Source organism: Streptomyces sp. DSM 106670 (genome assembly GCF_055792845.1).
In genome coordinates, this window is record NZ_CM147704.1 from 1,556,733 (window position 1) to 1,580,440 (window position 23,708).

The window sequence follows — 23,708 nt, forward strand, 5'->3', positions numbered from 1 at the left end:
CGCCGCTTCACCGCATGCCGCCCGGCCGCGCGGCTATGCGCCCGCGCCCGGCGCCATGCTGAGCGCGGGGGTGTAGCGGTTCACGCCGCCTCCGGTCATGCCCGGGTACTTCTGGACGCGTTCCCAGAGCGGGGAGGGGGATCCGACGCCTTCTCCGGGTGCGGCGAGGGCCGCGATGTGGTGTTCGGCGCTCTCCCACTCGGCGTAGTTGAGGACCCGGGTGCCGTCGGTGCTCGTGTGGAAGTGCGCGGCGATGCCGCCGGCGGGCAGTTCGGCCTCTTCGCCGAGCGCCTCGAACACGGCGTCCACCCAGGCGCGTTGCCGGTCCGGGTCGGGCCCGTCGAACTCGACGTCGACGATGACGACGCAGCCGGTCTCCCGGGTGTCGCCCTCGGCCCGGAGTCCGGAGCGGTACAGCTCGTACGTGTGCAGGGCGAGGCGTTCGATGCCGGGGACGGCGGCGTCGATCTCGGCGTTGCGGCCGTCGCGGACCTCGCGTACGTACTCCTGGAAGGCCTGTTCGCCGGTCCACTGGGAGTAGTGGAGCAGGGTCGTGCCGTCCTCCCCGGCGTGGACGCTGTAGGAGAGCAGTCCGGGGTGCGGCCATTCCCGGCCCTCCCAGGTCTTCCGGATGGCGTCGACGGCTTCTCGTTGCCGTTGCGGCGTTCCGACGTTCCAGGTGCTGGCCTTGGCGATCCGGGCGTCGGTGCGGGCCGGGTCGGGGCGGTCGGTGAAGTGCGTGGTCATGGCGGTGCTCCCCTCGTCACGCGCGCCGGTCGGTGCGTCGTGGTCACCACCGTCACACCTCAAGTCCGGTCGAGGTCAAGGCCGTTCCCGTGGGTGCGCCCGCGTGTCCCGTTCGCCCACGGCGTGACCGGCCGCGGGTGCGCCCGGAGGCGGCCGGGGAAGGCTGGCCGGCATGACCCTTTCCGTGGCCCACCTGAGCGATCCGCATATCACCACGGGCCCCGGGGCGGCGGCCCCCGCGGCGGGGTTGCGGGCCGCCCTGCGCCGGGTGCTGGCCCTGGACCCGCTGCCGGACTGTGCCGTGATCACCGGTGATCTCACCGAGCGCGGGAAGCCGGGCGAGTACGCGGCGCTGCGCGAGGAGGTCGGCGCGTTCCCGCTGCCGCTGCACCTGGTGGCGGGCAATCACGATGCGCCACAGGCCCTGGTGGACGCGTTCGGCGGGACGCGGTTCCTGGGCGGGGGGACGCTCACGTCGTACGTGGTGGAGCACCCGGCGCTCACGGTCGTGGTCCTGGACTCGCGGGTGGCCGGTGCGCCCGGCGGGCGGCTGGGCGCCGGACAGCTGTCCCGGCTGGACCGGGCCCTCGCCCGGCGGCCCGGCGTACCGGCCCTCGTCTGTCTGCACCACCCGCCGGTCCCGGTCGGCATTCCGTTCCTGGACGCGATGGGTCTGGCGGACGGGCCCGCGCTGGCCGAGGTGGTCGCCGCGCACCCCCGGGTCGTCCGGGTGCTGGCGGGCCATGTGCACCGCCCGGTCACGGCGCCCTTCGTGGGCAGCACGGTGGCCGTCGCGCCGAGCACGTACCGGCAGAGCGGTCTGGTGCTGCGGGAGGGACTGCCGGGCTATCCCGACGAGCCCCCGGCCTTTCTGCTGCACCTGCGGCCCGGGGCTCCGCCGGGCGGGCCGCCCGGGTCATCACCAAGTGCGCCGCCCGGGGTTCCGCCGGGCGCGGCCTGGGTCACCCACACCGTTCCCACCGCCCCCGCCGCTCCACAGACCTGAAGTCCGCCGCTCAGCCGCCGAGTTCGGTGCGCCAGGCCGTGGTGTTGAGTTCGTCCATCAGCCGGATGTCATGGCCCTCCAGCGGGAAGACCCGCACCGGGAGGCCGGGGGCGGCGGAGATCGCCAGGGCGTCGCCCTCGATGAGGTCGCCGCCCTCGGGGGTGGAGACCCAGGCCAGGATCGACTTCACGGTGAGGCCGGGGTCCAGCAGCAGTTTCTTCGGGCCGGGGTCGCCGCCGAAGTACGAGCCGTCCTCGTTGACCTTGACGGGCAGGGGCCGGCCGTCCTCGCCGAGCGCCCGGACCCAGGGGTAGCCGTCGACGGCGTAGGGCTTGCGGCCGCAGTTGGTGAGGGTGAGCACGACGGCCCGGTGCATCATTCCGGTCTCCACCGGGCCCATGTCCACCACGACTCCGGAGGCGGGGCACTTGCCCGGCGGGGCGGAGGTCGGGCCGGTCTGCGCGGGAGCGCCGTAGCCGGGCGCGTCGGCCCCCGGTGTGGGGGTCGGGGGCAGTGTCTCGGCGTGGACGAGGCCGGGCCGGGAGGCGGAGACGGTCGGCGCGGGGTCCGGCTCCTCGCCCTCGCCGGCCGGGACCAGGAAGCCGGAGCAGCCGGTCAGCGCCGTCAGCGTGGCCGCCAGCAGGACGGCCGAGGCCCGTCTCCGTACCCGTACGCGCACACCCATGTCCCCCACCCCTCACCACGCGGCCCGGCACCGCGGGCCTGTCGTCCGTGCGTTCGATCATGTCAGACGCCGTCGCCCGTCACCGGAAACTCTTCAGTGTTCCTTGCCGGTCACCCCAAGAAGATCTAAGTGGACCTACGAGGTTCCAGGAGCCGACACTTCGGGCATGACCGCCACCGCACCGCGCCCCTTCGGCCGCGCACTCTGCGCCATGATCACGCCCTTCACCGCCACCGGCGCCCTGGCCCCGGACACCGCCCGTGCGCACGCCGCGCGCCTGGTGGCCGAGGGCTGCGACGGGATCGTCCTCAGCGGCACCACGGGCGAGTCGCCCACCACGACGGACGCCGAGAAGTCCGCACTGCTGCGGGCCGTCCGGGCGGAGGTCGGCGACGGGGTGCCGCTGCTCTCCGGTATCGGGAGCCCGGACACCGCGCACACCCTGCGCCTGGCGCGGGAGGCCGAGGAGGCGGGCGCGGACGGGCTGTTGGTGGTGCCGCCGTACTACAGCCGGCCGCCGCAGGCCGCCGTCGAGGCGTACTTCCTGCGGGTCGCGGAGTCCACCGGTCTGCCGCTGATGCTGTACGACATCCCCGGCCGCACCGGCGTCCGGATCGAGCCGGAGACCCTGCTGCGGCTGGCGGAGCACCCGCGGATCGTCGCGGTGAAGGACTGCTCCTACGATCTGCTCGGCGCGACGAAGGTGCTGGCCCGCACCTCACTGGCGTACTACTCGGGCTGCGAGGAGCTGAATCTGCCGCTGTACGCGGTGGGCGGCGCGGGTTACGTCAGTACGGTCGCCAACGTGGCCCCGCGCCAGGTGCGGGCGCCGCTGGACGCGTTCGACGCGGGCCGCGCCGACGAGGCGGCCCGGCTGAACGGGCTCACGGCCCGGCTCGTCGAGCTGATGATGGCGAGCGGGCTGCCCGGGACCGTCACGGCGAAGGCCCTGCTGGACGGCGGCCCGGTCCGGGAACCGCTGCAGCCCGCCGGGCGCGAGGCGGCCGACGGGCTGCGGAAGGCGTACGAGGAACTCCTCGCGGCCTGAAAAAGGCGAGCGGGTCAGTTGTGGGCGTGCAGGACCTCGTTCAGCCCGCCCCACACCGCGTTGTTCGGGCGGGCCTCGACGCTGCCGGTGACCGAGTTGCGGCGGAAGAGGATGTTCGAGGCGCCGGACAGCTCGCGGGCCTTGACGACCTGACCGTCCGGCAGCGTGACACGGGTGCCCGCGGTGACGTACAGACCGGCCTCGACGACGCACTCGTCGCCGAGCGCGATGCCGACGCCCGCCTCCGCGCCGATCAGGCAGCGCTCACCGATGACGATGCGGACGTTGCCGCCGCCGGAGAGGGTGCCCATGGTGGAGGCGCCGCCGCCGATGTCGGAGCCGTCGCCGACGACGACGCCCGCGGAGATCCGGCCCTCGACCATGGAGGTGCCGAGCGTGCCCGCGTTGAAGTTGACGAAGCCCTCGTGCATGACGGTGGTCCCGGCGGCGAGGTGCGCGCCGAGCCGGACCCGGTCGGCGTCGGCGATGCGTACGCCCTTGGGGGCGACGTAGTCCGTCATGCGCGGGAACTTGTCGACCGAGGTGACCTGGAGGTGCAGGCCCTCGGCGCGGGCGTTGAGGCGCACCCGCTCCAGGTCGTCGACGGCGACCGGGCCGAGCGAGGTCCAGGCGACGTTGGCCAGGAAGCCGAACTGCCCGTCCAGGTTCAGCCCGTGCGGCTTGACCAGGGTGTGGCTGAGCAGGTGCAGACGCAGGTAGACGTCGTGCGCGTCGAGCGGCTTGTCGTCGAGCGAGGAGATGACCGTGGACACGGCGACGATCTCGACGCCGCGCCGGGCGTCCACGCCGATCGCCTTGGCGGCGCCCTCGCCGAGCCGGTTGACGGCCTCGTCCGGGGAGAGCCGCGTCGTACCGGCCGGGCCGGGGTCGGAGGTCAGCTCGGGGGCGGGGAACCAGGTGTCGAGGACGGTGCCGTCACCGGCGACGGTGGCGAGGCCGGCGGCGACGGCGCCGGTGGTACGGGCAGAGCCCTGGGAAGTCGTGTCGGTCATGAACAGCAACCTAACCGGCCGGGGCCCGCTCGGGCGAACCGGTCTCAGCGTGCGGCCCCTTCCCCGCCACCCGCGCCCCCTCCCCCGGACCGAGCAGCCGCCGCGCCGCCAGCACCGCCGCTCCCGCGCCCGCCGCGAGCAGCGCACAGAGCGGCCAGAGCAGGGCGGGAGCGGCGGCGTACAGGGCGGCGCCCAGCGGCGGGGCGATCACCTGGCCGCTGATCGAGGCGCCGGCGTACAGGCTCTGGAAACGGCCCTGGGCGTGGCCGGGCGCCTGGTCGGCGACGTAGGCGGTGGCGGGGGTCTTGTACAGGATCTCGCCGAGGGTCAGCGAGACCATCATGGTGACGGCGAGGAGCACCCCCGCGCCGGGGATCAGGACGGCGTAGCCGAGCCCGACGAGCAGCATCCCGACGCCGACGAGGCCGAGCGGGGCGCGCCGGCGCAGGGCGTGGGCGGCGGGCAGTTCGAGACAGAGGATGACGCCGCCGTTGACGGCGAGGAGCCAGCCGTAGAGCTGGGTGGAGTGCCCGTGGTCGGCGAGGAAGACGGGCAGGGTCGAGTACTGCTGCCGGTAGACGAGGTCGATCACGACGATCGCGGCGAGCAGCACCAGGACGGCGGGCCTGGCCCGCAGTTCGCGCAGGAGGCCCGGGGCGTCCGGGTCGTGGGCGGGTGCGGAGTGGACGCTGCCGCGGGCGGGCAGGATCCGGGCGGCGTAGAGGGCGAAGAGCAGGGTGCCGACGCCGTCGGCGACGAAGAGCCAGTCGTACGAGAACCGGGTGGCGACCAGGGCGCCGAGCGGCGGGCCGACGGCGAAGCCGCCGTTGGCGGCGAAGCGGAAGAGGGCGAAGCTCTGGCGGCGGCTTCCGCCCTCGGGCACGGAGACCGCGACGAGGGCGGCGTTGGCGGCCCGGACGACGCCGGCCGCGTACTGGGCGACCGGAAGCACCGCGTACAGGGCGGCGACCGGCAGCGTGGGCAGGACGACGAGCGCCGCGCCGCTGACGCAGGCGCCGGTCAGCAGGGCGCGGCGATGGCCGACGCGGTCGCCGAACCAGCCGCCGGTGAAGTTCCCCGCGACCAGGCCGATGCCGCCCACGCCGCTGATCACTCCGGCCTGGGTGACGGTCAGTCCGCGCGGCCCGACGAGGTACACGAAGAGATAGACGAAGGTGAAGCTGACGACGGCGTTGAGGAACGCCCCGAGCGCCAGCAGCCGTACCGTCCTCGGCACCCCGCGCACCATGCCCATCCCCCGCCCCCTCCGTACGACTCCCGCACCCGCAGTGAGTTCCTTATGGGAACGGACTATGGCAGCATGATTGCATCGGGGTCAACCGAAAAGGACCCCGGGCGGGGCGGGGCGGACGGCGGCCACAACCGGAGGAACGACATGCCTCAGCGCACCAGCCTGGCCGACGCCGACTGCTCGATCGCCCAGGCGCTCGACGTCGTGGGCGACTGGTGGACCCTGCTGATCGTGCGGGACACCGCGCGCGGGGTGCACCGGTTCGACGCGCTCCAGCAGGAGTTGGGCGTCTCGCGCAAGGTGCTGACCGAGCGGCTGCGGCTGCTGGTCGACGCGGGGGTGCTGTCGCGGGAGCCGTACCAGGACCGCCCGGTCCGGTACGAGTACCGCCTCACCCCGCGCGGCCGGGCGCTGCTGCCCGTGCTGATCGCGCTCCAGGACTGGGGCGACACCTGGGTACTGGGGGAAGGGGAGACGATGGCGACGACGGCGGAGGCCTCACGGGAGGCGGCCCGGGTGCGGGCGCTGAAGGGGACACGGCTGCCGGAGCTGCTGCTGCCGGGGAACGACGGCCGGCTCCTCGACCCGGTCGCCGACACCCCGTACACCGTCCTGTACTGCTTTCCGAGCGCCTACGCCACCCGCGACGCCTATCCGCCGGGCTGGGCGGGGATCCCGGGGGCGAGCGGCTGCACCCTCGAATCGTGCACCTACCGCGACCAGCTGGCCGAGTTCACGGCGGCGGGCGCGACCGTGCACGGGGTGTCCGCGCAACGCCCGGACGAGCAGCGCGCGTTCGCGGAGAAGGAGGGGCTGCGCTTCCCGCTGCTCTCGGACGCGGACCTGGCGCTGACGGCGGCGCTGCGGCTGCCGACGTTCCGGGCGGCGGGCGTGAGCAGGCTCAAGCGGCTGACGCTGGTGGTGGACCGGGAGCGGACGATCCGCGAGGTGCTGTACCCGATCACGGACATCGGGGCGAGCGTGCACGAGGCCCTGGAAGCGGTCCGCCGCCCGGCGGAGTGAGCGGGGCGTCCTCGGGAGGCCGCTTCAGGCGCTGCCCTCGGCCCGGACGCCGCCGTCGACGATCCGGGCCAGCATCTCGCGGGTGCCGGACACGTCGAACGTGCCGCCGGTCAGCAGGACCTGGAGGCAGACGCCGTCCATCAGCGCGACGAGGGCCCGCGCGGTCCGCGGGTCGGTGCGGCGGGACAGCAGCTCGACGGCCTCCTCGGTCCACTCGGCGGCGACGGGGCGCAGCGCGGGGCGGCGCAGGGCCGCGAGGTAGAGCTCGTACTCCAGCTCGATCGCCCCGCGCTCGCCCGCGAACCACCTCTCCAGCAGCCGGGCCAGCTCCTCCGCGAGGCCGGCGGGCCCCGGGGGTATGGACCCCGGCGCGGCCAGCACCTCGCTGCCGCGCAGGGCCTGGACGAAGTTCTCGTTGCACCGGCGCAGGGCGGCGACCAGGAGTTCGTCGAGGGAGGCGAAGTGGTACGTGGTCGAGCCGAGCGGCACATCGGCCTCGGCGGCCACGGTGCGATGGCTGAGCCCGGCCATGCCGTCGGCCGCGATCACGCGCAGCGCCGCGTCGATGATCCGGGTGCGCCGCTCGGGGTCGTACCGCCGGGCCATCAGTGGGCCCCGCCCAGATTGAGGACGACGACCCCGGCCACGATCAGCGCGATGCCCGCGATCTTGACCAGGTTGCTGGACTCCCCCAGGAACAGGATCCCGATGAGGGCCACGGCCGCGGTGCCGACGCCGGCCCAGATGGCGTACGCGGTGCCCACGGAGAGGGTCTTGAGGGTCTGGGCGAGCAGGGTGAAGGCGATGAGGTAGCCCACCACGGTGCCGAGCGAGGGCCAGAGCCGGGTGAAGCCCTCGCTGTACTTCATGGCCGTCGTCCCGGCCACCTCCGCCGCGATGGCGGCGGCCAGCAGTCCGTATGCGTATCCCATGTGTACGACTGTACCCAACGTTGCGTACGGCCGTACATATCATCGGCCCACGCCAGGGGCGCTACGGTGTGCCGACCGACAACACGGCCCGGCGACGGGCCGACGACACGACGGAGACGCAGTGGCGCAGGACGCAGGGTGGGGCGGTGGCCCGTACGGGGGCGCGCCTCACGGTGGGGGACCCTTCGACGGAGGCGCGCCGGGACCGGCCGGTGGCTGGCACAGCGGATGGGCCGCACCGCCCAAGCCGGGGGTGATACCCCTGGCGCCGCTGAGGATCTCGGACATGCTCAGCGGTGCCTTCTCGACGCTCGGGCGGTACTGGAAGCCGCTGATCGGCATGGCGCTGGCGCTCTTCGGCGCGGCGACGCTCGTGATGATCGTCGCGCTGGTGGTGGCCGGATCCGCCGTCGCCTCGCACTGGGACGAGCTGACGGCCGGCTCCCCCGACGCTCCGGACGCGTCGGAACTGGTCCCGCTGGGCGTCGCGTTCGGCGTACTGATGATCATCGGCATGATCGTCTACCTGCTGGCTTCGGCCGTGGTGCAGGCGGCGGTGCCGGTGGTGCTCCAGGAGGCCGTCCTGGGCCGCCCGATCCGCTTCGGCGCCGTCTGGCGCCGCTCGTGGTCACGGGTCTGGTCGATCATCGGCACGGTGTTCCTGACCGGGCTGATCGCCGTCATCCCGATGGTGCTCTTCATGACCGCCTTCGCCGGGCTGATGATCTACATCGTCTCGCTGGGCGACGAGGACGGCATCCTGCCGCTGATGTGGTTCGGCATCATCGGCACGCTGCTCGTCGCCCCGGTGGCGATCTGGCTCTGGGTGCGGTTCTCCCTGGCCCCCACGGTCGTGGTCTTCGAGAACCAGCGCCCGGTCGCGGCCCTGCGCCGCTCGGCCCAGCTGGTACGCGACAGCTGGTGGCGGGTCTTCGGCGTCGGCCTGCTCGCCTACGCGATGGCGTCCATGATCGGCTACATGATCCAGATGCCGTTCCAGATGGCCGGCATGCTTCCGGGCCTGTTCGACCCCGCGGACATCGACGCCGACCCGAGCGGCGGACAGCTCATCGCCGTGTTCGGCGGGCTGATCGTGCTGTCGTTCGTCAGCCAGATGATCGCCCAGCTGTTCACGGCGATCTTCCCGCCGCTGGTCGTCGGCCTGCTGTACGTCGACCGCCGGATGCGCACGGAGAACCTGGGCCCGGTGCTGGCCCAGGCGGCGGGATCGGTGCTGCCCGAGCAGTACGGTCCGCCGCCCGCCCACGCCTGAGCGACCGGGAACGGCGAATGGCCGTGCCCACCGGAGATTTCCGGTGGGCACGGCCATTCGCTTCGTGCTCGGAATCGCGGGATCAGACGTTGAACCCCAGCGCGCGCAGCTGCTCGCGCCCGTCGTCGGTGATCTTGTCCGGGCCCCACGGCGGCATCCAGACCCAGTTGATCCGGAGCTCGTTGACGATGCCGTCCGTGGCGGACTTCGCCTGGTCCTCGATGACATCGGTCAGCGGGCAGGCCGCGGACGTCAGGGTCATGTCGAGGGTGGCGATGTTGGCGTCGTCGACGTGGATGCCGTAGATCAGGCCCAGGTTGACGACGTCGATGCCCAGCTCGGGGTCGACGACGTCGTAGAGCGCCTCGCGGACCTCCTCCTCGGAGGCCGGCTTCATGGTCACGGTCTCGTTGTCGCTCATGCGGTCTTCCCTTCGGACAGCGCCTTGGCCGTCGCGTCCTTCCACGCCATCCAGCTCAGCAGCGCGCACTTGACCCGGGCGGGGTACTTGGAGACGCCGGCGAACGCGACCGCGTCCTCCAGCACCTCCTCCATCGCGTCGTCCGGCTCCAGCTGGCCCTTGGACTGCATCAGCTCCAGGAAGGTGTCCTGGATCTTCTGCGCCTGGGACAGCTCCTTGCCGACGAGCAGATCGTTCAGCACGGAGGCGGAGGCCTGGCTGATGGAGCAGCCCTGGCCCTCGTAGCTCACGTCGGCGATGGTCTCGCCGTCGTACTTCACCCGGAGCGTGATCTCGTCACCGCACGTCGGATTGACGTGGTGCACCTCGGCGTCGCCGTCCCGCAGGCCGCGCCCGTGGGGGTGCTTGTAGTGGTCCAGGATCACTTCCTGGTACATGGATTCCAGCTTCACCAGTCAGCCCTCAGCCGAAGAAGTTCCGGACGTGCTCCAGGCCGTCCACCAGGGCGTCGACCTCGGCGGGCGTGGAGTACAGATAGAACGACGCTCGCGTCGTCGCGGGAATTCCGTACCGCAGGCAGACCGGACGCGCGCAGTGGTGGCCGACCCGGACGCAGATGCCCATCTCGTCGAGGACCTGACCCACGTCGTGCGGGTGGATGTCGCCGAGCGTGAAGGAGATCGTGGCGCCGCGGTCCTCGGCCGTCGCCGGACCGATGATCCGCAGGTCCGGGACCTCCAGGAGGCGCTTCACCGCGTACTCGGTGATCGCCTTCTCGTGCTGGTGGATCTTCTCCATGCCGATCGAGGAGAGGTAGTCCACGGCCGCGCCGAGGCCGACGGCCTGGGCGATCGGGGGCGTACCGGCCTCGAACTTGTGCGGCGCCGGGGCGTACGTCGACGAGTGCATCGACACGGTCTCGATCATCTCGCCGCCGCCGAGGAACGGAGGCAGGTCCTCCAGGAGCTCCTGCCGTCCCCACAGCACGCCGATGCCCGTCGGACCGACCATCTTGTGACCGGTGAAGGCCACGAAGTCGGCCTGGAGCGCCTGCACGTCGAGCACCATGTGCGGGGCCGCCTGCGAGGCGTCGATGCAGACCAGCGCGCCGACCTGCTGAGCGCGGCGGATGATCTGCTCGACCGGGTTGACGGTGCCGAGGATGTTGGAGACCAGCGTGAAGGAGACGATCTTCGTCTTCTCGGTGATGATCTCGTCGATGTTCGACAGGTCGAGGCGGCCGTCGTCGGTGATGCCGAACCACTTCAGCTTCGCGCCGGTGCGCTGCGAGAGCAGCTGCCACGGCACGATGTTGGAGTGGTGCTCCATCTCCGTGGTGACGATCTCGGTGTCGCGGTCCACCCGATAGGGCTCGTCCGCCCAGCCGAGCATGTTCGCCACGAGGTTCAGCGACTCCGAGGCGTTCTTCGTGAAGATCACCTCGTCGCGGCTGGGTGCGTTGATGAAGGCGGCGACCTTGTCGCGGGCGCCCTCGTACAGCGCGGTGGCCTCCTCGGCGATCGTGTAGACGCCGCGGTGCACGTTCGCGTTGTGCCGCTCGTAGTACTCGTTGAGCGCGTCGAGGACCTGACGCGGCTTCTGCGAGGTCGCCGCGGAGTCCAGGTAAACGATCTTCTTGCCGTCGTGGACCGTGCGGTCCAGGATCGGGAAGTCCTTGCGGATCGCCTCGGTGTCGAGGAGGCCGGTGAGCCCCTGTCGGGCGTCAGTCACGCGGAAGCGCCACCCTTCGTGTAGGCCTCGTAGCCCTCGTTCTCCAGCTGGTCGGCCAGCTCGGCGCCGCCGGACGCGGCGATGCGGCCGTTGGCGAAGACGTGCACGAAGTCGGGCTTGATGTACTTCAGGATGCGGGTGTAGTGCGTGATCAGCAGGGTGCCGACCTCGCCGGTCTCGCGGACCCGGTTGACACCCTCGGAGACGGTCTTGAGCGCGTCGACGTCCAGGCCGGAGTCGGTCTCGTCCAGGACGGCGATCTTCGGCTTGAGGAGCTCCAGCTGAAGGATCTCGTGGCGCTTCTTCTCACCGCCGGAGAAGCCCTCGTTGACGTTGCGCTCGGCGAAGGACGGGTCCATCTGGAGCTCGGCCATCGTCTCCTTGACCTCCTTGACCCACGTACGCAGCTTGGGGGCCTCGCCGCGGATCGCGGTGGCGGAGGTGCGCAGGAAGTTGGAGACCGAGACACCGGGGATCTCGACCGGGTACTGCATGGCGAGGAACAGGCCGGCGCGGGCCCGCTCGTCGACGGACATCTCCAGGACGTCCTCGCCGTCCAGGGTGACCGTGCCACCGGTGATCGTGTACTTGGGGTGACCCGCCAGCGAGTACGCGAGGGTGGACTTGCCGGACCCGTTGGGGCCCATGATGGCGTGGGTCTCGCCCTGCTTCACGGTCAGGTCGACGCCCTTGAGGATCTCCTTCGTGGCGTTGTCGGCCTCGACGGTGACGTGCAGGTCGCGGATTTCAAGCGTTGCCATGGGTGACTCAGGACTCCTGGGTGACGGAGACGAGCACATCGTCCCCTTCGATCTTTACGGGGTATACGGGGACGGGGCGCGTCGCGGGAAGGCCGGACGGCTTGCCGGTGCGGAGGTCGAACGACGATCCGTGCAGCCAGCACTCGATCGCGCAGTCCTCCACCTCGCCCTCCGAGAGGGAGACGTTCGCGTGCGAGCAGATGTCGTTGATCGCGAACACCTCGCCCTCGGTACGGACGACGGAGACCGGTGTGCCGTCGAGCTCCACCCGCTTGGGGGTGTCGTCCTCCAGCTCACTCAGCGCACAGGCTTTGACGAAGGACATCAGACGGACGCCTTCAGCTCGGTCTCGATCTTCTCGATGAGCCGCGCTTCGACGTCCGGCAGGCCGATCTGCTGGACCAGCTCGGCGAAGAAGCCGCGCACGACCAGACGGCGGGCCTCCTCGGCCGGGATACCGCGGGACTGGAGGTAGAAGAGCTGCTCGTCGTCGAAGCGGCCGGTCGCCGAGGCGTGTCCGGCGCCGACGATCTCGCCGGTCTCGATCTCCAGGTTGGGCACGGAGTCGACCCGGGCGCCGTCGGTGAGGACGAGGTTCCGGTTCATCTCGTAGGTGTCGGTGCCCTCGGCCGCGGCCTGGATGAGGACGTCGCCGATCCAGACGGCGTGCGCGCCGTCGCCCTGGAGGGCGCCCTTGTACACCGCGTTGGACTTGCAGTGCGGGGTGTTGTGGTCGACCAGGAGGCGGTGCTCCTGGTGCTGGCCCTTGTCGGTGAAGTACAGCCCGAAGAGCTCGGCCTCGCCGCCGGTGGCCGCGTACGCCACCCGGGGGTGCAGGCGCACGACGTCGCCGCCGAAGGTGACGACAATCGACTTGAAGGAGGCGTCCCGGCCGACCAGCGCGTTGTGCTGGCCGACGTGGACGGCCGTGTCGTCCCAGTCCTGGACGGAGACGACGGTCAGCTTGGCGCCGTCGCCCAGGACGTAGTCGACGTTGGCGGCGAGCACCGCGTCACCGGTGTGGTCGATGACGACGACGGCCTCGGCGAAGGCGCCCAGCTCGATGAGCTGGTGGCCGTAGGCGACACCGCCCTCGCCGTGCACGGCGATCCGGATCGGCTCGGTGAGCACGGCTTCCTTCGCGACCGTGACGACCGAGGCCTGCTCGAAGGAGCTGTACGCCTGGGCGGCGACCCGGTCCACCGGGGTGCCGGCCTTGCCGAGCCGGGAGTCGTCGCGGCCGACGGTCTCGACCGTGACGCCCTCGGGCGCCTCGATGGCGACCTTCACGCCGCCGCCGTTCGCGACCGCGGTGCCGTCGTGCAGCCCGCGCAGCCGCTCCAGCGGTGTGAAGCGCCACTCCTCCTCACGGCCGTGCGGGACGGGGAAGTCCGCGACGTCGAAGGACGGGGGTGCGCTCATGCGGGTGGCGACGGTCGACTCGGCGGCCACCGCGATGGAGCCGGCGGTGGTGGATCCCGCCGGAGTGTTCTGAGCCTCAGCCATGGCTGTCGTAGTGCTCGCTTTCTTAAGTCAAGAACTCGGGGGATTCGGTGGGGCGGGGACGGCCGCGAACGGCCGTCCCGGTGGTCCTCGGGGAAGGACCTAGCCGACCGAACCCTCCATCTGCAGCTCGATCAGCCGGTTGAGCTCCAGGGCGTACTCCATGGGCAGCTCCTTGGCGATCGGCTCGACGAAGCCGCGCACGATCATCGCCATGGCCTCGAACTCGGTGAGTCCGCGGCTCATGAGGTAGAAGAGCTGGTCCTCGGAGACCTTGGAGACGGTCGCCTCGTGGCCCATCGACACGTCGTCCTCGCGGACGTCGACGTAGGGGTAGGTGTCCGAGCGGGAGATCGTGTCGACGAGCAGAGCGTCGCAGAGGACGTTGGACTTCGCGCCCGGCGCGCCCTCGCCGATCTCGATCAGTCCGCGGTAGGACGTACGGCCGCCGCCTCGCGCCACCGACTTGGAGACGATGTTGGAGGAGGTGTTCGGCGCCATGTGGACCATCTTGGCGCCGGCGTCCTGGTGCTGGCCCTCGCCCGCGAAGGCGATGGACAGGGTCTCGCCCTTGGCGTGCTCGCCCATCAGGTAGACCGCCGGGTACTTCATGGTGACCTTGGAGCCGATGTTGCCGTCGACCCACTCCATGGTCGCGCCCTCGTAGGCCACGGCCCGCTTGGTGACCAGGTTGTAGACGTTGTTCGACCAGTTCTGGATGGTCGTGTAGCGGCAGCGGCCGCCCTTCTTCACGATGATCTCGACCACGGCGCTGTGCAGCGAGTCCGAGGAGTAGATCGGGGCGGTGCAGCCCTCGACGTAGTGGACGTAGGCGTCCTCGTCGACGATGATCAGCGTCCGCTCGAACTGGCCCATGTTCTCCGTGTTGATACGGAAGTAGGCCTGGAGCGGGATGTCCACGTGGACGCCCTTGGGCACGTAGATGAACGAGCCGCCGGACCACACGGCCGTGTTCAGCGAGGCGAACTTGTTGTCACCGACGGGGATGACGGTGCCGAAGTACTCCTTGAAGAGCTCCGGGTGCTCCTTCAGCGCGGTGTCGGTGTCCAGGAAGATGACGCCCTGCTCCTCCAGGTCCTCGCGGATCTGGTGGTAGACGACCTCGGACTCGTACTGCGCGGCGACACCGGCGACGAGGCGCTGCTTCTCCGCCTCGGGGATGCCGAGCTTGTCGTACGTGTTCTTGATGTCCTCGGGTAGGTCCTCCCAGGAGGCCGCCTGCTTCTCCGTGGACCGCACGAAGTACTTGATGTTGTCGAAGTCGATGCCCGACAGGTCGGAGCCCCAGTTCGGCATGGGCTTCTTGTCGAAGAGCCTGAGGCCCTTGAGCCGCAGCTTCAGCATCCACTCGGGCTCGTTCTTCTTCTCCGAGATGTCGCGGACGACAGCCTCGGACAGACCGCGCTTCGCCGCCGCGCCTGCCGCGTCGGAGTCGGCCCAGCCGAATTCGTACGTACCCAGACCCTCGAGCTCAGGGTGGGCAGTCTCCGTGGGGAGCGTCATGCGGGGTTCCTCCCGGCCGTGCTTGCAGATGCTGAATGAGTGGTCTGTGGGGGTGCGGCGTGGCCACTGCGTGGCACGTACGTCGTGCACACACCGTCGCCGTGGGCGAGGGTGGCCAGACGCTGCACATGGGTCCCGAGGAGGCTGGAGAAGAATTCCGTCTCCGCCTCGCACAGCTGTGGGAACTGCTCGGCGACATGCGCCACCGGGCAGTGGTGCTGGCACAGCTGCTCGCCCTGCTGCGGGCCCGGCGCGCTTCGCGCCATAGCAGCGTACCCGTCGGCCGACAGCGCCTTGGCGAGGGCCTCGGTGCGGCCTTCGGGCTCCGCGGCCTCGACCGCGGCGCGATACGCCTCGCCCATCGCGGCCATCCGGGCGCGGGCGAAGGCGAGGACCGCCTCGTCGCCCCCGGACTCGGCGATGAAGCGCAGGGCGTCGGCGGCCAGCTTGTCGTAGGACTGGTCGAAGGCGTCCCGGCCGCAGTCCGTCAAGGCGAACACCTTGGCGGGCCTGCCGCGGGTCCGCGCGCCGTAGACCCGCTGTTCGCGGGCTTCGACGACATCGTCGGAGACGAGGGCGTCCAGATGGCGGCGGACGGCGGCCTGGGTGAGGCCAACGCGCTTGGCGAGGTCCGCCGCGGTGGAGGGGCCGTGGTCCAGGATGGAGCGCGCGACCCGGTTGCGCGTCGAGCGCTCACCGGTCGCGAGTTCCTCCTGAGGAGCCCGTCCGTCGTATTTCACAACACCATTGTTGCGTAATTCATTCGACTCTGACAACCACGGTCCGGAACGATCAACGGTGTGGTTCGTCACTTAGGGTTACCTAATCTGGCCCCGGGAGCCGCCCTCTCCGGGACCCTGCCTAGACTTACGCGCCATGGAGAACGAGCCCGTCGTACAGGTCAAGGGCCTGGTGAAGCGGTACGGCACGAAGACCGCGGTGAACGGCCTCGATCTGGTCGTGGCATCGGGCGCGGTGACGGCCGTGCTCGGCCCGAACGGCGCCGGGAAGACCACCACGATCGAGACCTGCGAGGGCTACCGCCGCCCCGACGCGGGCACCGTACGGGTCCTCGGGCTCGACCCGGTCGCCGACGCGGAGCGGCTGCGCCCGCGGATCGGGGTGATGCTCCAGTCCGGCGGCGTCTACTCCGGCGCCCGCGCCGACGAGATGCTCCGCCACATGGCCAGGCTGCACGCCCACCCGCTCGACGTGGACGCCCTGATCGAGCGCCTCGGCCTCGGCGACTGCGGCCGCACCACCTACCGGCGGCTCTCCGGCGGCCAGCAGCAGCGCCTCTCGCTGGCCATGGCGGTCGTCGGCCGGCCCGAGCTGGTCTTCCTGGACGAGCCGACCGCCGGGCTCGACCCGCAGGCCCGCCGCTCCACCTGGGACCTGGTGCGCGAGCTGCGCGCCGACGGGGTGTCCGTCGTGCTCACCACCCACTTCATGGACGAGGCCGAGACCCTCGCCGACGACGTCGCGATCATCGACGCGGGCCGGGTCATCGCCCAGGGCAGCCCGGAACAGCTCTGCCGGGGCGGCGCGGAGAACACCCTGCGCTTCACCGGCCGCACCGGGCTGGACCTCGGCTCCCTCGTCAAGGCGCTGCCCGACGGCTCCGAGGCCGCCGAGCCGCTGCCGGGAACGTACCGGATCACCGGGGCCATCGACCCGCAGCTGCTGGCCACCGTGACCTCCTGGTGCGCCCAGCACGGCGTGATGCCCGAGGGCATCTCGGTGGAGCGGCACACCCTGGAGGACGTCTTCCTCGAACTGACCGGCAAGCAACTGACCGGCAAGGAGCTGCGCGCATGAGCGCCGGTACGTACACCCCGCGCCCCGGCGCCGCCCCGCTCCCCCGGATGATCGCCGCGCAGACCGCGCTGGAGACCCGGATGCTGCTGCGCAACGGCGAGCAACTGCTGCTGACGGTGATCATCCCGACGCTGCTGCTGGTGCTGTTCAGCGCGGTCGACATCGTGGACACCGGCTCGGGCGCGTCGGTCGACTTCCTGGCCCCGGGCGTCCTGGCGCTCGCCGTGATGTCCACGGCCTTCACCGGCCAGGCCATCGCCACCGGCTTCGAACGCCGTTACGGGGTCCTCAAGCGGCTCGGCGCCTCCCCGCTGCCCCGCTGGGCGCTGATGACCGCGAAGACACTGTCGGTGCTGGTCACCGAGGTGCTCCAGATCGTGCTGCTGACGGTCATCGCCTTCGCGCTCGGCTGGTCGCCGCACGGCAATCCGCTCGCCGTACTGCTGCTGCTCGTCCTCGGCACCGCCGCGTTCTCCGGGCTCGGGCTGCTGATGGCCGGGACGCTGAAGGCGGAGGCGACACTCGCCGCCGCCAACCTGGTCTTCCTGCTGCTGCTGGTCGGCGGCGGGGTCATCGTGCCGCTGGACAAGTTCCCGGACGCGGTGCAGTCGGTGCTGGGGCTGCTGCCCGTCTCGGCGCTCTCCGAGGGGCTGCGGGACGTCCTCCAGCACGGTGCGTCGATGCCGTGGGCCCAGGCCGGGATCCTCGCGGTGTGGGCGGTGCTGGGGCTCGGCGCGGCGGCGAAGTTCTTCCGCTGGGAGTAGCACGCGGCGGCTGGGATCTTCCCGGGCAAGCCGCCACGAACACCCCCTCGTGAAAACGCGCACAAGCCCCGTCCTACGATGGTCCGCGTGGAAACCCCCATCTCCCTCATCGCCAAGCGCTGGACGCCGTCCACCAAGGTGGTGAAGCGCGCCGCGCTCTCCGCCGTCCTGATGAGCGTCTTCATCATCATCACCGGCGGAGCCGTCCGGCTCACCGGTTCGGGCCTCGGCTGCGACACCTGGCCCAAGTGCACCGACGACAGCCTGTTCGCGACGCCCGAGCAGGGGCTGCACGGCGCGATCGAGTTCGGCAACCGGATGCTGACCTATGTGCTGTCGGCCGCGGTGGGCTGGGCGATCATCGCCGTCAGTTCGATGAAGCCGCGCCGCCGCAAGGTGACCCGGCTGGCCTGGCTGCAGTTCTGGATCGTGCTGGGCAACGCCGTGCTCGGCGGGATCACGGTCTGGGCGGGCCTCAACCCGTGGACGGTGGCCGGACACTTCCTGCTGGCCAACGTGCTCCTCGCGGTCGCCGTGATCACCTGGGTGCGGATCGGCGAGAGCGACGGCCCGCCGCGGCCCCGGGCCCCGCTGCCGGTGCGTCGGCTGGCCTGGGCGATCGTGGCGACGACGGTGGTGCTGATCGCGCTGGGCACCTCGGTGACCGGTTCCGGCAAGCACGCCGGCGACAGCAGCGACGTACCGCGCATGCCGTGGGACTGGTCGGCCGCCGCCCATGTCCACGCCATCGCCGCCTGGGTGGTCTGCGCCCTGGCCATCGCGATGTGGCTGGCCCTGCGGGTGGTCGACGCGCCCGCCGACACCCGGGCCCGCGCCCGTGACCTGCTGCTCGTCCTGCTCGCCCAGGGCGCGATCGGGTACGTGCAGTACTTCAGCGACGTCCCCGAGATCCTGGTCGGCGTCCACATGTTCGGCTCGGCCATCCTGTTGATCGCCGTGGTCAGGCTCGTCCTGAGCATGCGCGAGCGCGGCGACGACGCGCCCGCCCCGCTGCCCGGCCCGTCCGCCGAGCAGCCTCAGACGGCGCCGGCGACGGCCGTCTGAAACAGACACACGTACGGCGGGTGAGGGGCGGCGGGCCGGGGGGCCGCCGCCCCTCACCGCTGCTCACTCCAGCCCGTACACCCGGCGCGCGTTGCCCGACCCGATCATCGTGGCGACCCGGGCCGCGTCCTCACGGGTCCAGGCGCCGTCCGCGACCCAGTCGCCCAGCACCCGCCCGAGCGCCTCGCGGAACTGCCGCGCGCCCACCAGATGCAGCTCCGGCAGCGCCCGCGCCCCGCTGGAGAACAGCAGTTTGCCGAACGGCGCCAGCTCCATGATCTCCGCGAGCACGCCGGCCGCCCGCGCCCCGGTCCGCGCCGCCACGGCCCCGAGGTCCGCGTAGACATGCGGGTGCCGCCCGGCCAGCGCCGCGGTCTGCCGGTGGTACGGGTAACCGTGCAGGAGCACCAGATCGCAGCCGTGCCCCTCGGTCGCGGCGGCGAAGTCCGCGAGGCGGGCCGGATCCGCGGTGCCCAGGCGCAGTTGGAGCGGCAGCCCGCACGCCACCGCGGACCAGCGCAGATGGTCCAGCAGCTCCGGCTCGACGGACACCGGGCGGCGGTCCCGGTCCCCCGCGCCCCGGCGGGCGTCCCGGCGCTCCGCCTCCCGCCCGGCCAGCCACCGACCGGCCGCCGCCCGCACCCGGACCGGGCCCGGCGGCTCGGGGGCGGCGAAAGGGGCGGCGCAGGGGGCGTTGAAGGGGCCGCCGGTGCCGTCGGAGGTGAACGCGACGGCCGAGGAGGCGGCGGTGTGCACGGCCTCGCCCAGGTTGACGAGGAAGGCGTCGACGGTGCCGGAGGTGTCGGCGACCTGTTCGGCGAGGACTTCCAGCCGGACGATCTCCCGGCCCTGGGAGCCGGCCGCCGAGGCCAGCTCGGCCGGTCCCGTGAGGTCGCCGGCCGGTCCGGTGTCGACGAGGTGGGCGGAGACCCCGGAGGCGCGCAGCAGGCGGCGGGAGGTCTCGGCGACGCCCAGATCCCGGCGGCGGGCCAGGTAGTGGGCGGGCGGGCAGTGCGCTTCGAGGCCGAGCGGCGGCGGGCACCAGCGGCGCACCGCGAAGCCGGTCTGGGTGTCGAAGAAGGTGGTGCCGGGGGCGGGCGGGGCGCCGTCGGCGGCGGTGAGCTGGGCCTCGAAGGTGCCGAGGCCCAGCTCGGTGCGCAGGACGCCGTGGCAGTTCTGGTCGACCAGGTCGGCCACGGGCACGGGGTCGGTCATCCGGGGCTCCCTGGGACGGCGTGCGTATGCACGGCCTAACGGGTGAGCCCCCGGGCGGGACACCGTCCGGGGCGGAAGCCTCAGCGGTCGTTGGACGGGCCGCCGACCTGGATCCCGGCCATCCGGGACCATTCGTACGGGCCGGTGCGGACCTTGAGGGCGAACTCGCCGTCGAACTCCTCGTGCATCGTGATGCCGGACTTCGTGGCCGCGCTCTCGGCCACCGCGTAGGTCGGGGCCACCAGGTCGCCCCAGGCGCCGTCCTGGCCGACCAGGACGATGCGGGCGCCGGCCTCGCCGATGTAGGCGAGCTGCCCCTCCGCTCCGCCGTGTTCCTTGGCGAAGGCGCCGATCTGGTGGGCGAGCTTCGTCGCCCTGCGCTCCGCGCGCGCCGCCTTCCAGGCGTCCGTGCGCGAGGTCTGCCCGGTCTCTGCTGCGTCTGCTGCCGTCTCTGCCATGAACAGGATGCTACCGACGGGTAGATGAACTGGCGACGGGCGGGTCACGTGGCTTGTGCCACGCGACCCGCCCGTACGCCGGAAGCGGGGTGGTCAGGGACTGTCAGCGGAGGAAGGGGTCCACCGCGACGGCGAGGAAGAGGAGCGAGACATAGGTGATGGACCAGTGGAACAGCCGCATCTCCTTGAGCTTGGCCCCGGTCACCCCGGCCTTGGCCCGGTTCTGCAGGCCGTGCGCCTCCCAGAGCCAGGCGCCGCCGGACAGCAGCGCCACCGCGGTGTAGAACCAGCCCGTGTAACCGAGCGGGGTGAGCATCAGGGAGACCGCGACCATCACCCAGCTGTAGAGGACGATCTGCCTGGCGACCACCCGGTTGGTGGCGACGACCGGGAGCATCGGGACGCCGACCCGGGCGTAGTCGTCCTTGACCTTCATCGACAGCGGCCAGTAGTGCGGCGGCGTCCAGAAGAAGATGACGGCGAAGAGGATGACGGCGGCCCAGGAGACCGTGTTCGTCACGGCCGACCAGCCGATGAGGACCGGCATGCAGCCCGCGATGCCGCCCCAGACGATGTTCTGGGAGGTGCGGCGCTTCAGCAGCATCGTGTAGACGACGACGTAGAAGAGCAGCGCGCCGAGCGCCAGGGCGGCCGAGAGCCAGTTGACCAGCAGTCCGAACCAGAGCGTGGAGAACACCGCGAGGCCGATGCCGAAGGCCAGGCACTCGCGGGGGCTGACCATGCCCGTGACCAGCGGGCGCTGGGACGTACGGTCCATCAGCGCGTCGATGTCACGGTCGATGTACATGTTGAGCGCGTTGGCACCGCCCGCGGAGAGATATCCGCCGATGGTGGTCGTGAGAACGAGCCACAGGTCGGGTACGCCCTGGGCGGCGAGGAACATCACCGGAACGGTGGTGATGAGCAACAGCTCGATGATCCGTGGCTTGGTAAGCGCCACGAATGCCTTGACACGGGCCCCGAACGGGCGATGGCCCCCTGGGCTGGGAGTCAAGGCGACCCCTGCGGGTCGGGACTCGACGGCCGTCACGCACACCCCTGACAGAGAAATCCCAGCAAGCTCCGGGCGAGGAGGCCCGGTGAAGACTTGCGCGAACCCGACCACTGTAGACGTTGCGGATACACCGTCCTTCGCGGGGGTGGGGTCGTGTTGAGGGTGACTGTTCGCCGGATGGACGTTCCGTCGGGAGGCAAACTCCACCGGTCGCCCACACCCTGGAAAGTGCACGGAAAGCGTGTCCGGCAACGGGGGTAGGCTCGACAGCGCCCGGTGCGGTAACAGTCACCGGTTTACAACAGTGGAGAGGAGCCCTGACTCAGGGTGAGCATCAAGCCGACCACCACAGACCTCCAGTGGACCGATGTGGACCAGCGGGCCGTGGACACCGCCCGTGTTCTCGCCGCGGACGCCGTACAGAAAGTCGGAAACGGCCACCCGGGCACGGCCATGAGCCTCGCGCCTGCCGCGTACACCCTCTTCCAGAAGGTGATGCGGCACGACCCCGCGGACGCCGAGTGGACCGGCCGCGACCGGTTCGTCCTCTCCGCCGGCCACTCCAGCCTGACCCTCTACATCCAGCTCTACCTCGCCGGATACGGCCTGGAGCTGGACGACCTCAAGGCCTTCCGCACCTGGGGCTCGAAGACCCCGGGCCACCCGGAGTACGGCCACACCACCGGCGTCGAGACGACCACCGGCCCGCTGGGCCAGGGTGTCGCCAACGCGGTGGGCATGGCGATGGCCGCCCGCTACGAGCGCGGCCTGTTCGACCCCGAGGCGGCCCCCGGCACCTCCCCGTTCGACCACATGGTGTGGGTCGTCGCGGGTGACGGCTGCCTCCAGGAGGGGATCTCGGCCGAGGCGTCCTCGCTGGCCGGACACCAGAAGCTGGGCAACCTGGTCCTACTCTGGGACGACAACCACATCTCGATCGAGGGCGACACGGAGACCGCGGTCTCCGAGGACACCATCAAGCGGTACGAGGCGTACGGCTGGCACGTCCAGCGTGTCGACCAGCTGCCCAGCGGCGACCTGGACCCGGCGGGTCTGTACGCGGCGCTGCAGGCGGCCAAGGCCGAGACCGAGCGTCCGTCGTTCATCGCGGCCCGCTCGATCATCGCCTGGCCCGCCCCGAACGCCCAGAACACCGAGGCCGCGCACGGCTCGGCGCTCGGCGACGACGAGGTCGCGGCGACCAAGCGGGTCCTCGGCTTCGACCCGGAGCAGACCTTCGAGGTCTCCGACGAGGTCATCGGCCACACCCGCCAGGCCCTGGACCGCGGCCGCGAGGCCCGCGCCGAGTGGGACAAGTCGTTCGCCGCGTGGCGCACGGCCAACCCGGAGCGCGCCGCCTCCTTCGACCGGATCGCCGCGGGCGAGCTGCCCGAGGGCTGGGAGGAGAAGCTCCCGGTCTTCGAGCCCGGCAAGGGCCTGGCCACGCGTGCCGCGTCCGGCAAGGTGCTCCAGGCGCTCGGCGAGATCGTGCCCGAGCTGTGGGGCGGCTCCGCCGACCTCGCGGGCTCGAACAACACGACGATCGACAAGACGTCGTCGTTCCTCCCGGCGGGCAACCCGCTGCCGGAGGCCGACCCGTACGGCCGGACGATCCACTTCGGCATCCGTGAGCACGCGATGGCCGCCGCCATGAACGGCATCGCGCTGCACGGCAACACCCGCATCTACGGCGGCACCTTCCTGGTGTTCTCCGACTACATGCGCAACGCGGTGCGGCTCTCCGCGCTGATGCACCTGCCGGTGACGTACGTGTGGACGCACGACTCGATCGGCCTCGGCGAGGACGGTCCGACGCACCAGCCGGTCGAGCACCTGGCCGCGCTGCGCGCCATCCCGGGCCTGAACATCGTGCGCCCGGCCGACGCCAACGAGACCGCCATCGCCTGGCGCGAGATCCTGCGCCGCTACACCAAGGTGTTCGGCAAGGGCGCCCCGCACGGTCTGGCGCTGACCCGGCAGGGCGTGCCGACGTACGAGGCGAACGAGGACGCGGCCAAGGGCGGTTACGTCCTGTTCGAGGCCGAGAGGCCCTCCGGGCAGAGCACAGAGCCGCAGGTGCTGCTCATCGCGACCGGTTCCGAGGTCCATGTCGCCGTCGAGGCGCGCGAGCAGCTCCAGGCGGCCGGGGTGCCGACCCGGGTGGTCTCGATGCCGTCGGTCGAGTGGTTCGAGGAGCAGGACCAGGCGTACAAGGACAGCGTGCTGCCGCCGTCGGTCAAGGCGCGCGTCGCCGTCGAGGCGGGCATCGGCCTGACCTGGTACCGGTACGTGGGCGACGCCGGCCGGATCATCTCGCTGGAGCACTTCGGGGCCTCGGCGGACGCGAAGGTGCTGTTCCGCGAGTTCGGCTTCACCGCCGAGAACGTGGCCGCCGCCGCGCGGGAATCTCTCGCCGCCGCCACGCGCTGACGCCGGTATATACGACTAGTAGGA

At 71.4% G+C, this 23,708-nt stretch carries 25 protein-coding genes; 8 read left to right on the forward strand and 17 right to left on the reverse strand.

The window, feature by feature from the left end; translation table 11 throughout:
- Positions 1-33 precede the first annotated feature (33 nt).
- Entirely contained in the window at positions 34-747 is a 714-nt protein-coding gene (locus tag ACSMXR_RS06770; RefSeq protein ID WP_473171425.1) for an antibiotic biosynthesis monooxygenase, read from the reverse strand.
- Between the two features lie 172 nt (positions 748-919).
- Between ACSMXR_RS06770 and ACSMXR_RS06775 the strand changes: the two genes are divergently transcribed.
- Positions 920-1,753, forward strand: coding sequence for a phosphodiesterase (locus tag ACSMXR_RS06775; RefSeq protein ID WP_473171426.1), 834 nt, complete (start codon positions 920-922; stop codon positions 1,751-1,753).
- Positions 1,754-1,763: 10 nt separating this feature from the next.
- On the opposite strand, the gene ACSMXR_RS06780 is transcribed toward ACSMXR_RS06775, so the two are convergent.
- Positions 1,764-2,438 carry a DUF4232 domain-containing protein gene (locus ACSMXR_RS06780; protein ID WP_218527938.1) on the reverse strand — a complete coding sequence of 225 codons (675 nt, stop codon included), beginning with the start codon at positions 2,436-2,438 and terminating at the stop codon, positions 1,764-1,766.
- A gap of 166 nt (positions 2,439-2,604) precedes the next feature.
- On the opposite strand from ACSMXR_RS06780, the gene ACSMXR_RS06785 reads away from it, so the two are divergent.
- A complete protein-coding gene (locus ACSMXR_RS06785; protein ID WP_473171427.1) occupies positions 2,605-3,486 on the forward strand; it encodes a 4-hydroxy-tetrahydrodipicolinate synthase family protein in 882 nt (293 codons plus the stop codon).
- Between the two features lie 14 nt (positions 3,487-3,500).
- On the opposite strand, the gene dapD is transcribed toward ACSMXR_RS06785, so the two are convergent.
- Together dapD and ACSMXR_RS06795 are read right to left on the reverse strand one after the other, a co-directional pair.
- Positions 3,501-4,499 (reverse strand): 2,3,4,5-tetrahydropyridine-2,6-dicarboxylate N-succinyltransferase, encoded by a 999-nt coding sequence (gene dapD, locus ACSMXR_RS06790; RefSeq protein ID WP_103508272.1) that lies wholly within the window; start codon positions 4,497-4,499, stop codon positions 3,501-3,503.
- A 10-nt stretch (positions 4,500-4,509) separates the two neighbouring features.
- Positions 4,510-5,754: an MFS transporter gene (locus ACSMXR_RS06795; RefSeq protein WP_473171428.1), complete on the reverse strand. Its 1,245-nt coding sequence runs from the start codon at positions 5,752-5,754 to the stop codon at positions 4,510-4,512.
- Between the two features lie 141 nt (positions 5,755-5,895).
- Here ACSMXR_RS06795 and ACSMXR_RS06800 point away from each other — a divergent pair, with 141 nt between their 5' ends.
- Positions 5,896-6,774, forward strand: a complete 879-nt coding sequence (locus ACSMXR_RS06800) for a winged helix-turn-helix transcriptional regulator (protein ID WP_473171429.1) — start codon at positions 5,896-5,898, stop codon at positions 6,772-6,774.
- A gap of 24 nt (positions 6,775-6,798) precedes the next feature.
- Here the strand turns inward: ACSMXR_RS06800 and ACSMXR_RS06805 are convergent, their stop codons facing one another.
- The gene (locus ACSMXR_RS06805) at positions 6,799-7,380 is read right to left on the reverse strand and encodes a TetR/AcrR family transcriptional regulator (RefSeq protein WP_137233837.1); all 582 of its coding nucleotides are present in this window, start codon (positions 7,378-7,380) and stop codon (positions 6,799-6,801) included.
- Positions 7,380-7,706: a DMT family transporter gene (locus tag ACSMXR_RS06810; protein ID WP_137233836.1), complete on the reverse strand. Its 327-nt coding sequence runs from the start codon at positions 7,704-7,706 to the stop codon at positions 7,380-7,382. The genes ACSMXR_RS06805 and ACSMXR_RS06810 overlap by 1 nt, the downstream gene beginning before the upstream one ends.
- A gap of 286 nt (positions 7,707-7,992) precedes the next feature.
- On the opposite strand from ACSMXR_RS06810, the gene ACSMXR_RS06815 reads away from it, so the two are divergent.
- On the forward strand, positions 7,993-8,979 hold the full coding sequence (locus ACSMXR_RS06815) for a DUF7847 domain-containing protein (RefSeq protein WP_381794567.1): 987 nt from the start codon (positions 7,993-7,995) through the stop codon (positions 8,977-8,979).
- An 82-nt stretch (positions 8,980-9,061) separates the two neighbouring features.
- Here the strand turns inward: ACSMXR_RS06815 and ACSMXR_RS06820 are convergent, their stop codons facing one another.
- From ACSMXR_RS06820 to ACSMXR_RS06855, 8 genes are all read right to left on the reverse strand, one after another.
- Positions 9,062-9,400, reverse strand: a complete 339-nt coding sequence (locus ACSMXR_RS06820) for a metal-sulfur cluster assembly factor (protein WP_007448467.1) — start codon at positions 9,398-9,400, stop codon at positions 9,062-9,064.
- On the reverse strand, positions 9,397-9,852 hold the full coding sequence (gene sufU, locus ACSMXR_RS06825) for a Fe-S cluster assembly sulfur transfer protein SufU (protein ID WP_276609250.1): 456 nt from the start codon (positions 9,850-9,852) through the stop codon (positions 9,397-9,399). The genes ACSMXR_RS06820 and sufU overlap by 4 nt, the downstream gene beginning before the upstream one ends.
- A gap of 10 nt (positions 9,853-9,862) precedes the next feature.
- Positions 9,863-11,131 (reverse strand): cysteine desulfurase, encoded by a 1,269-nt coding sequence (locus ACSMXR_RS06830; RefSeq protein WP_137233834.1) that lies wholly within the window; start codon positions 11,129-11,131, stop codon positions 9,863-9,865.
- Positions 11,128-11,892, reverse strand: coding sequence for a Fe-S cluster assembly ATPase SufC (gene sufC, locus ACSMXR_RS06835; protein WP_030627479.1), 765 nt, complete (start codon positions 11,890-11,892; stop codon positions 11,128-11,130). The genes ACSMXR_RS06830 and sufC overlap by 4 nt, the downstream gene beginning before the upstream one ends.
- Before the next feature lie 7 nt (positions 11,893-11,899).
- Positions 11,900-12,217 (reverse strand): bifunctional 3-phenylpropionate/cinnamic acid dioxygenase ferredoxin subunit, encoded by a 318-nt coding sequence (locus tag ACSMXR_RS06840; protein WP_003969893.1) that lies wholly within the window; start codon positions 12,215-12,217, stop codon positions 11,900-11,902.
- Entirely contained in the window at positions 12,217-13,398 is a 1,182-nt protein-coding gene (sufD, locus tag ACSMXR_RS06845) for a Fe-S cluster assembly protein SufD (RefSeq protein WP_137233833.1), read from the reverse strand. The genes ACSMXR_RS06840 and sufD overlap by 1 nt, the downstream gene beginning before the upstream one ends.
- A gap of 99 nt (positions 13,399-13,497) precedes the next feature.
- The gene (sufB, locus tag ACSMXR_RS06850; protein ID WP_030078747.1) at positions 13,498-14,919 is read right to left on the reverse strand and encodes a Fe-S cluster assembly protein SufB; all 1,422 of its coding nucleotides are present in this window, start codon (positions 14,917-14,919) and stop codon (positions 13,498-13,500) included.
- Positions 14,916-15,659, reverse strand: a complete 744-nt coding sequence (locus ACSMXR_RS06855; RefSeq protein WP_137233832.1) for a helix-turn-helix transcriptional regulator — start codon at positions 15,657-15,659, stop codon at positions 14,916-14,918. Before ACSMXR_RS06855 ends, sufB begins: the two co-directional genes overlap by 4 nt.
- A 136-nt stretch (positions 15,660-15,795) precedes the next feature.
- Here ACSMXR_RS06855 and ACSMXR_RS06860 point away from each other — a divergent pair, with 136 nt between their 5' ends.
- The 3 genes from ACSMXR_RS06860 to ACSMXR_RS06870 all read left to right on the forward strand — a co-directional run bounded on the left by ACSMXR_RS06860 (position 15,796) and on the right by ACSMXR_RS06870 (position 18,566).
- A complete protein-coding gene (locus ACSMXR_RS06860; RefSeq protein ID WP_137233831.1) occupies positions 15,796-16,737 on the forward strand; it encodes an ABC transporter ATP-binding protein in 942 nt (313 codons plus the stop codon).
- A complete protein-coding gene (locus ACSMXR_RS06865; protein WP_473171430.1) occupies positions 16,734-17,501 on the forward strand; it encodes an ABC transporter permease in 768 nt (255 codons plus the stop codon). The genes ACSMXR_RS06860 and ACSMXR_RS06865 overlap by 4 nt, the downstream gene beginning before the upstream one ends.
- Before the next feature lie 78 nt (positions 17,502-17,579).
- A complete protein-coding gene (locus tag ACSMXR_RS06870; RefSeq protein WP_473171431.1) occupies positions 17,580-18,566 on the forward strand; it encodes a COX15/CtaA family protein in 987 nt (328 codons plus the stop codon).
- Positions 18,567-18,629: 63 nt separating this feature from the next.
- Here the strand turns inward: ACSMXR_RS06870 and ACSMXR_RS06875 are convergent, their stop codons facing one another.
- From ACSMXR_RS06875 to ACSMXR_RS06885, 3 genes are all read right to left on the reverse strand, one after another.
- On the reverse strand, positions 18,630-19,781 hold the full coding sequence (locus tag ACSMXR_RS06875; RefSeq protein ID WP_473171432.1) for an amidohydrolase family protein: 1,152 nt from the start codon (positions 19,779-19,781) through the stop codon (positions 18,630-18,632).
- Between the two features lie 80 nt (positions 19,782-19,861).
- The gene (locus tag ACSMXR_RS06880) at positions 19,862-20,239 is read right to left on the reverse strand and encodes a hypothetical protein (RefSeq protein WP_103508253.1); all 378 of its coding nucleotides are present in this window, start codon (positions 20,237-20,239) and stop codon (positions 19,862-19,864) included.
- A 103-nt stretch (positions 20,240-20,342) separates the two neighbouring features.
- Positions 20,343-21,296, reverse strand: coding sequence for a heme o synthase (locus ACSMXR_RS06885; RefSeq protein WP_170994640.1), 954 nt, complete (start codon positions 21,294-21,296; stop codon positions 20,343-20,345).
- A 285-nt stretch (positions 21,297-21,581) separates the two neighbouring features.
- Between ACSMXR_RS06885 and tkt the strand changes: the two genes are divergently transcribed.
- Positions 21,582-23,684: a transketolase gene (gene tkt, locus ACSMXR_RS06890; RefSeq protein ID WP_364881179.1), complete on the forward strand. Its 2,103-nt coding sequence runs from the start codon at positions 21,582-21,584 to the stop codon at positions 23,682-23,684.
- The last annotated feature ends 24 nt before the right edge of the window (positions 23,685-23,708 follow it).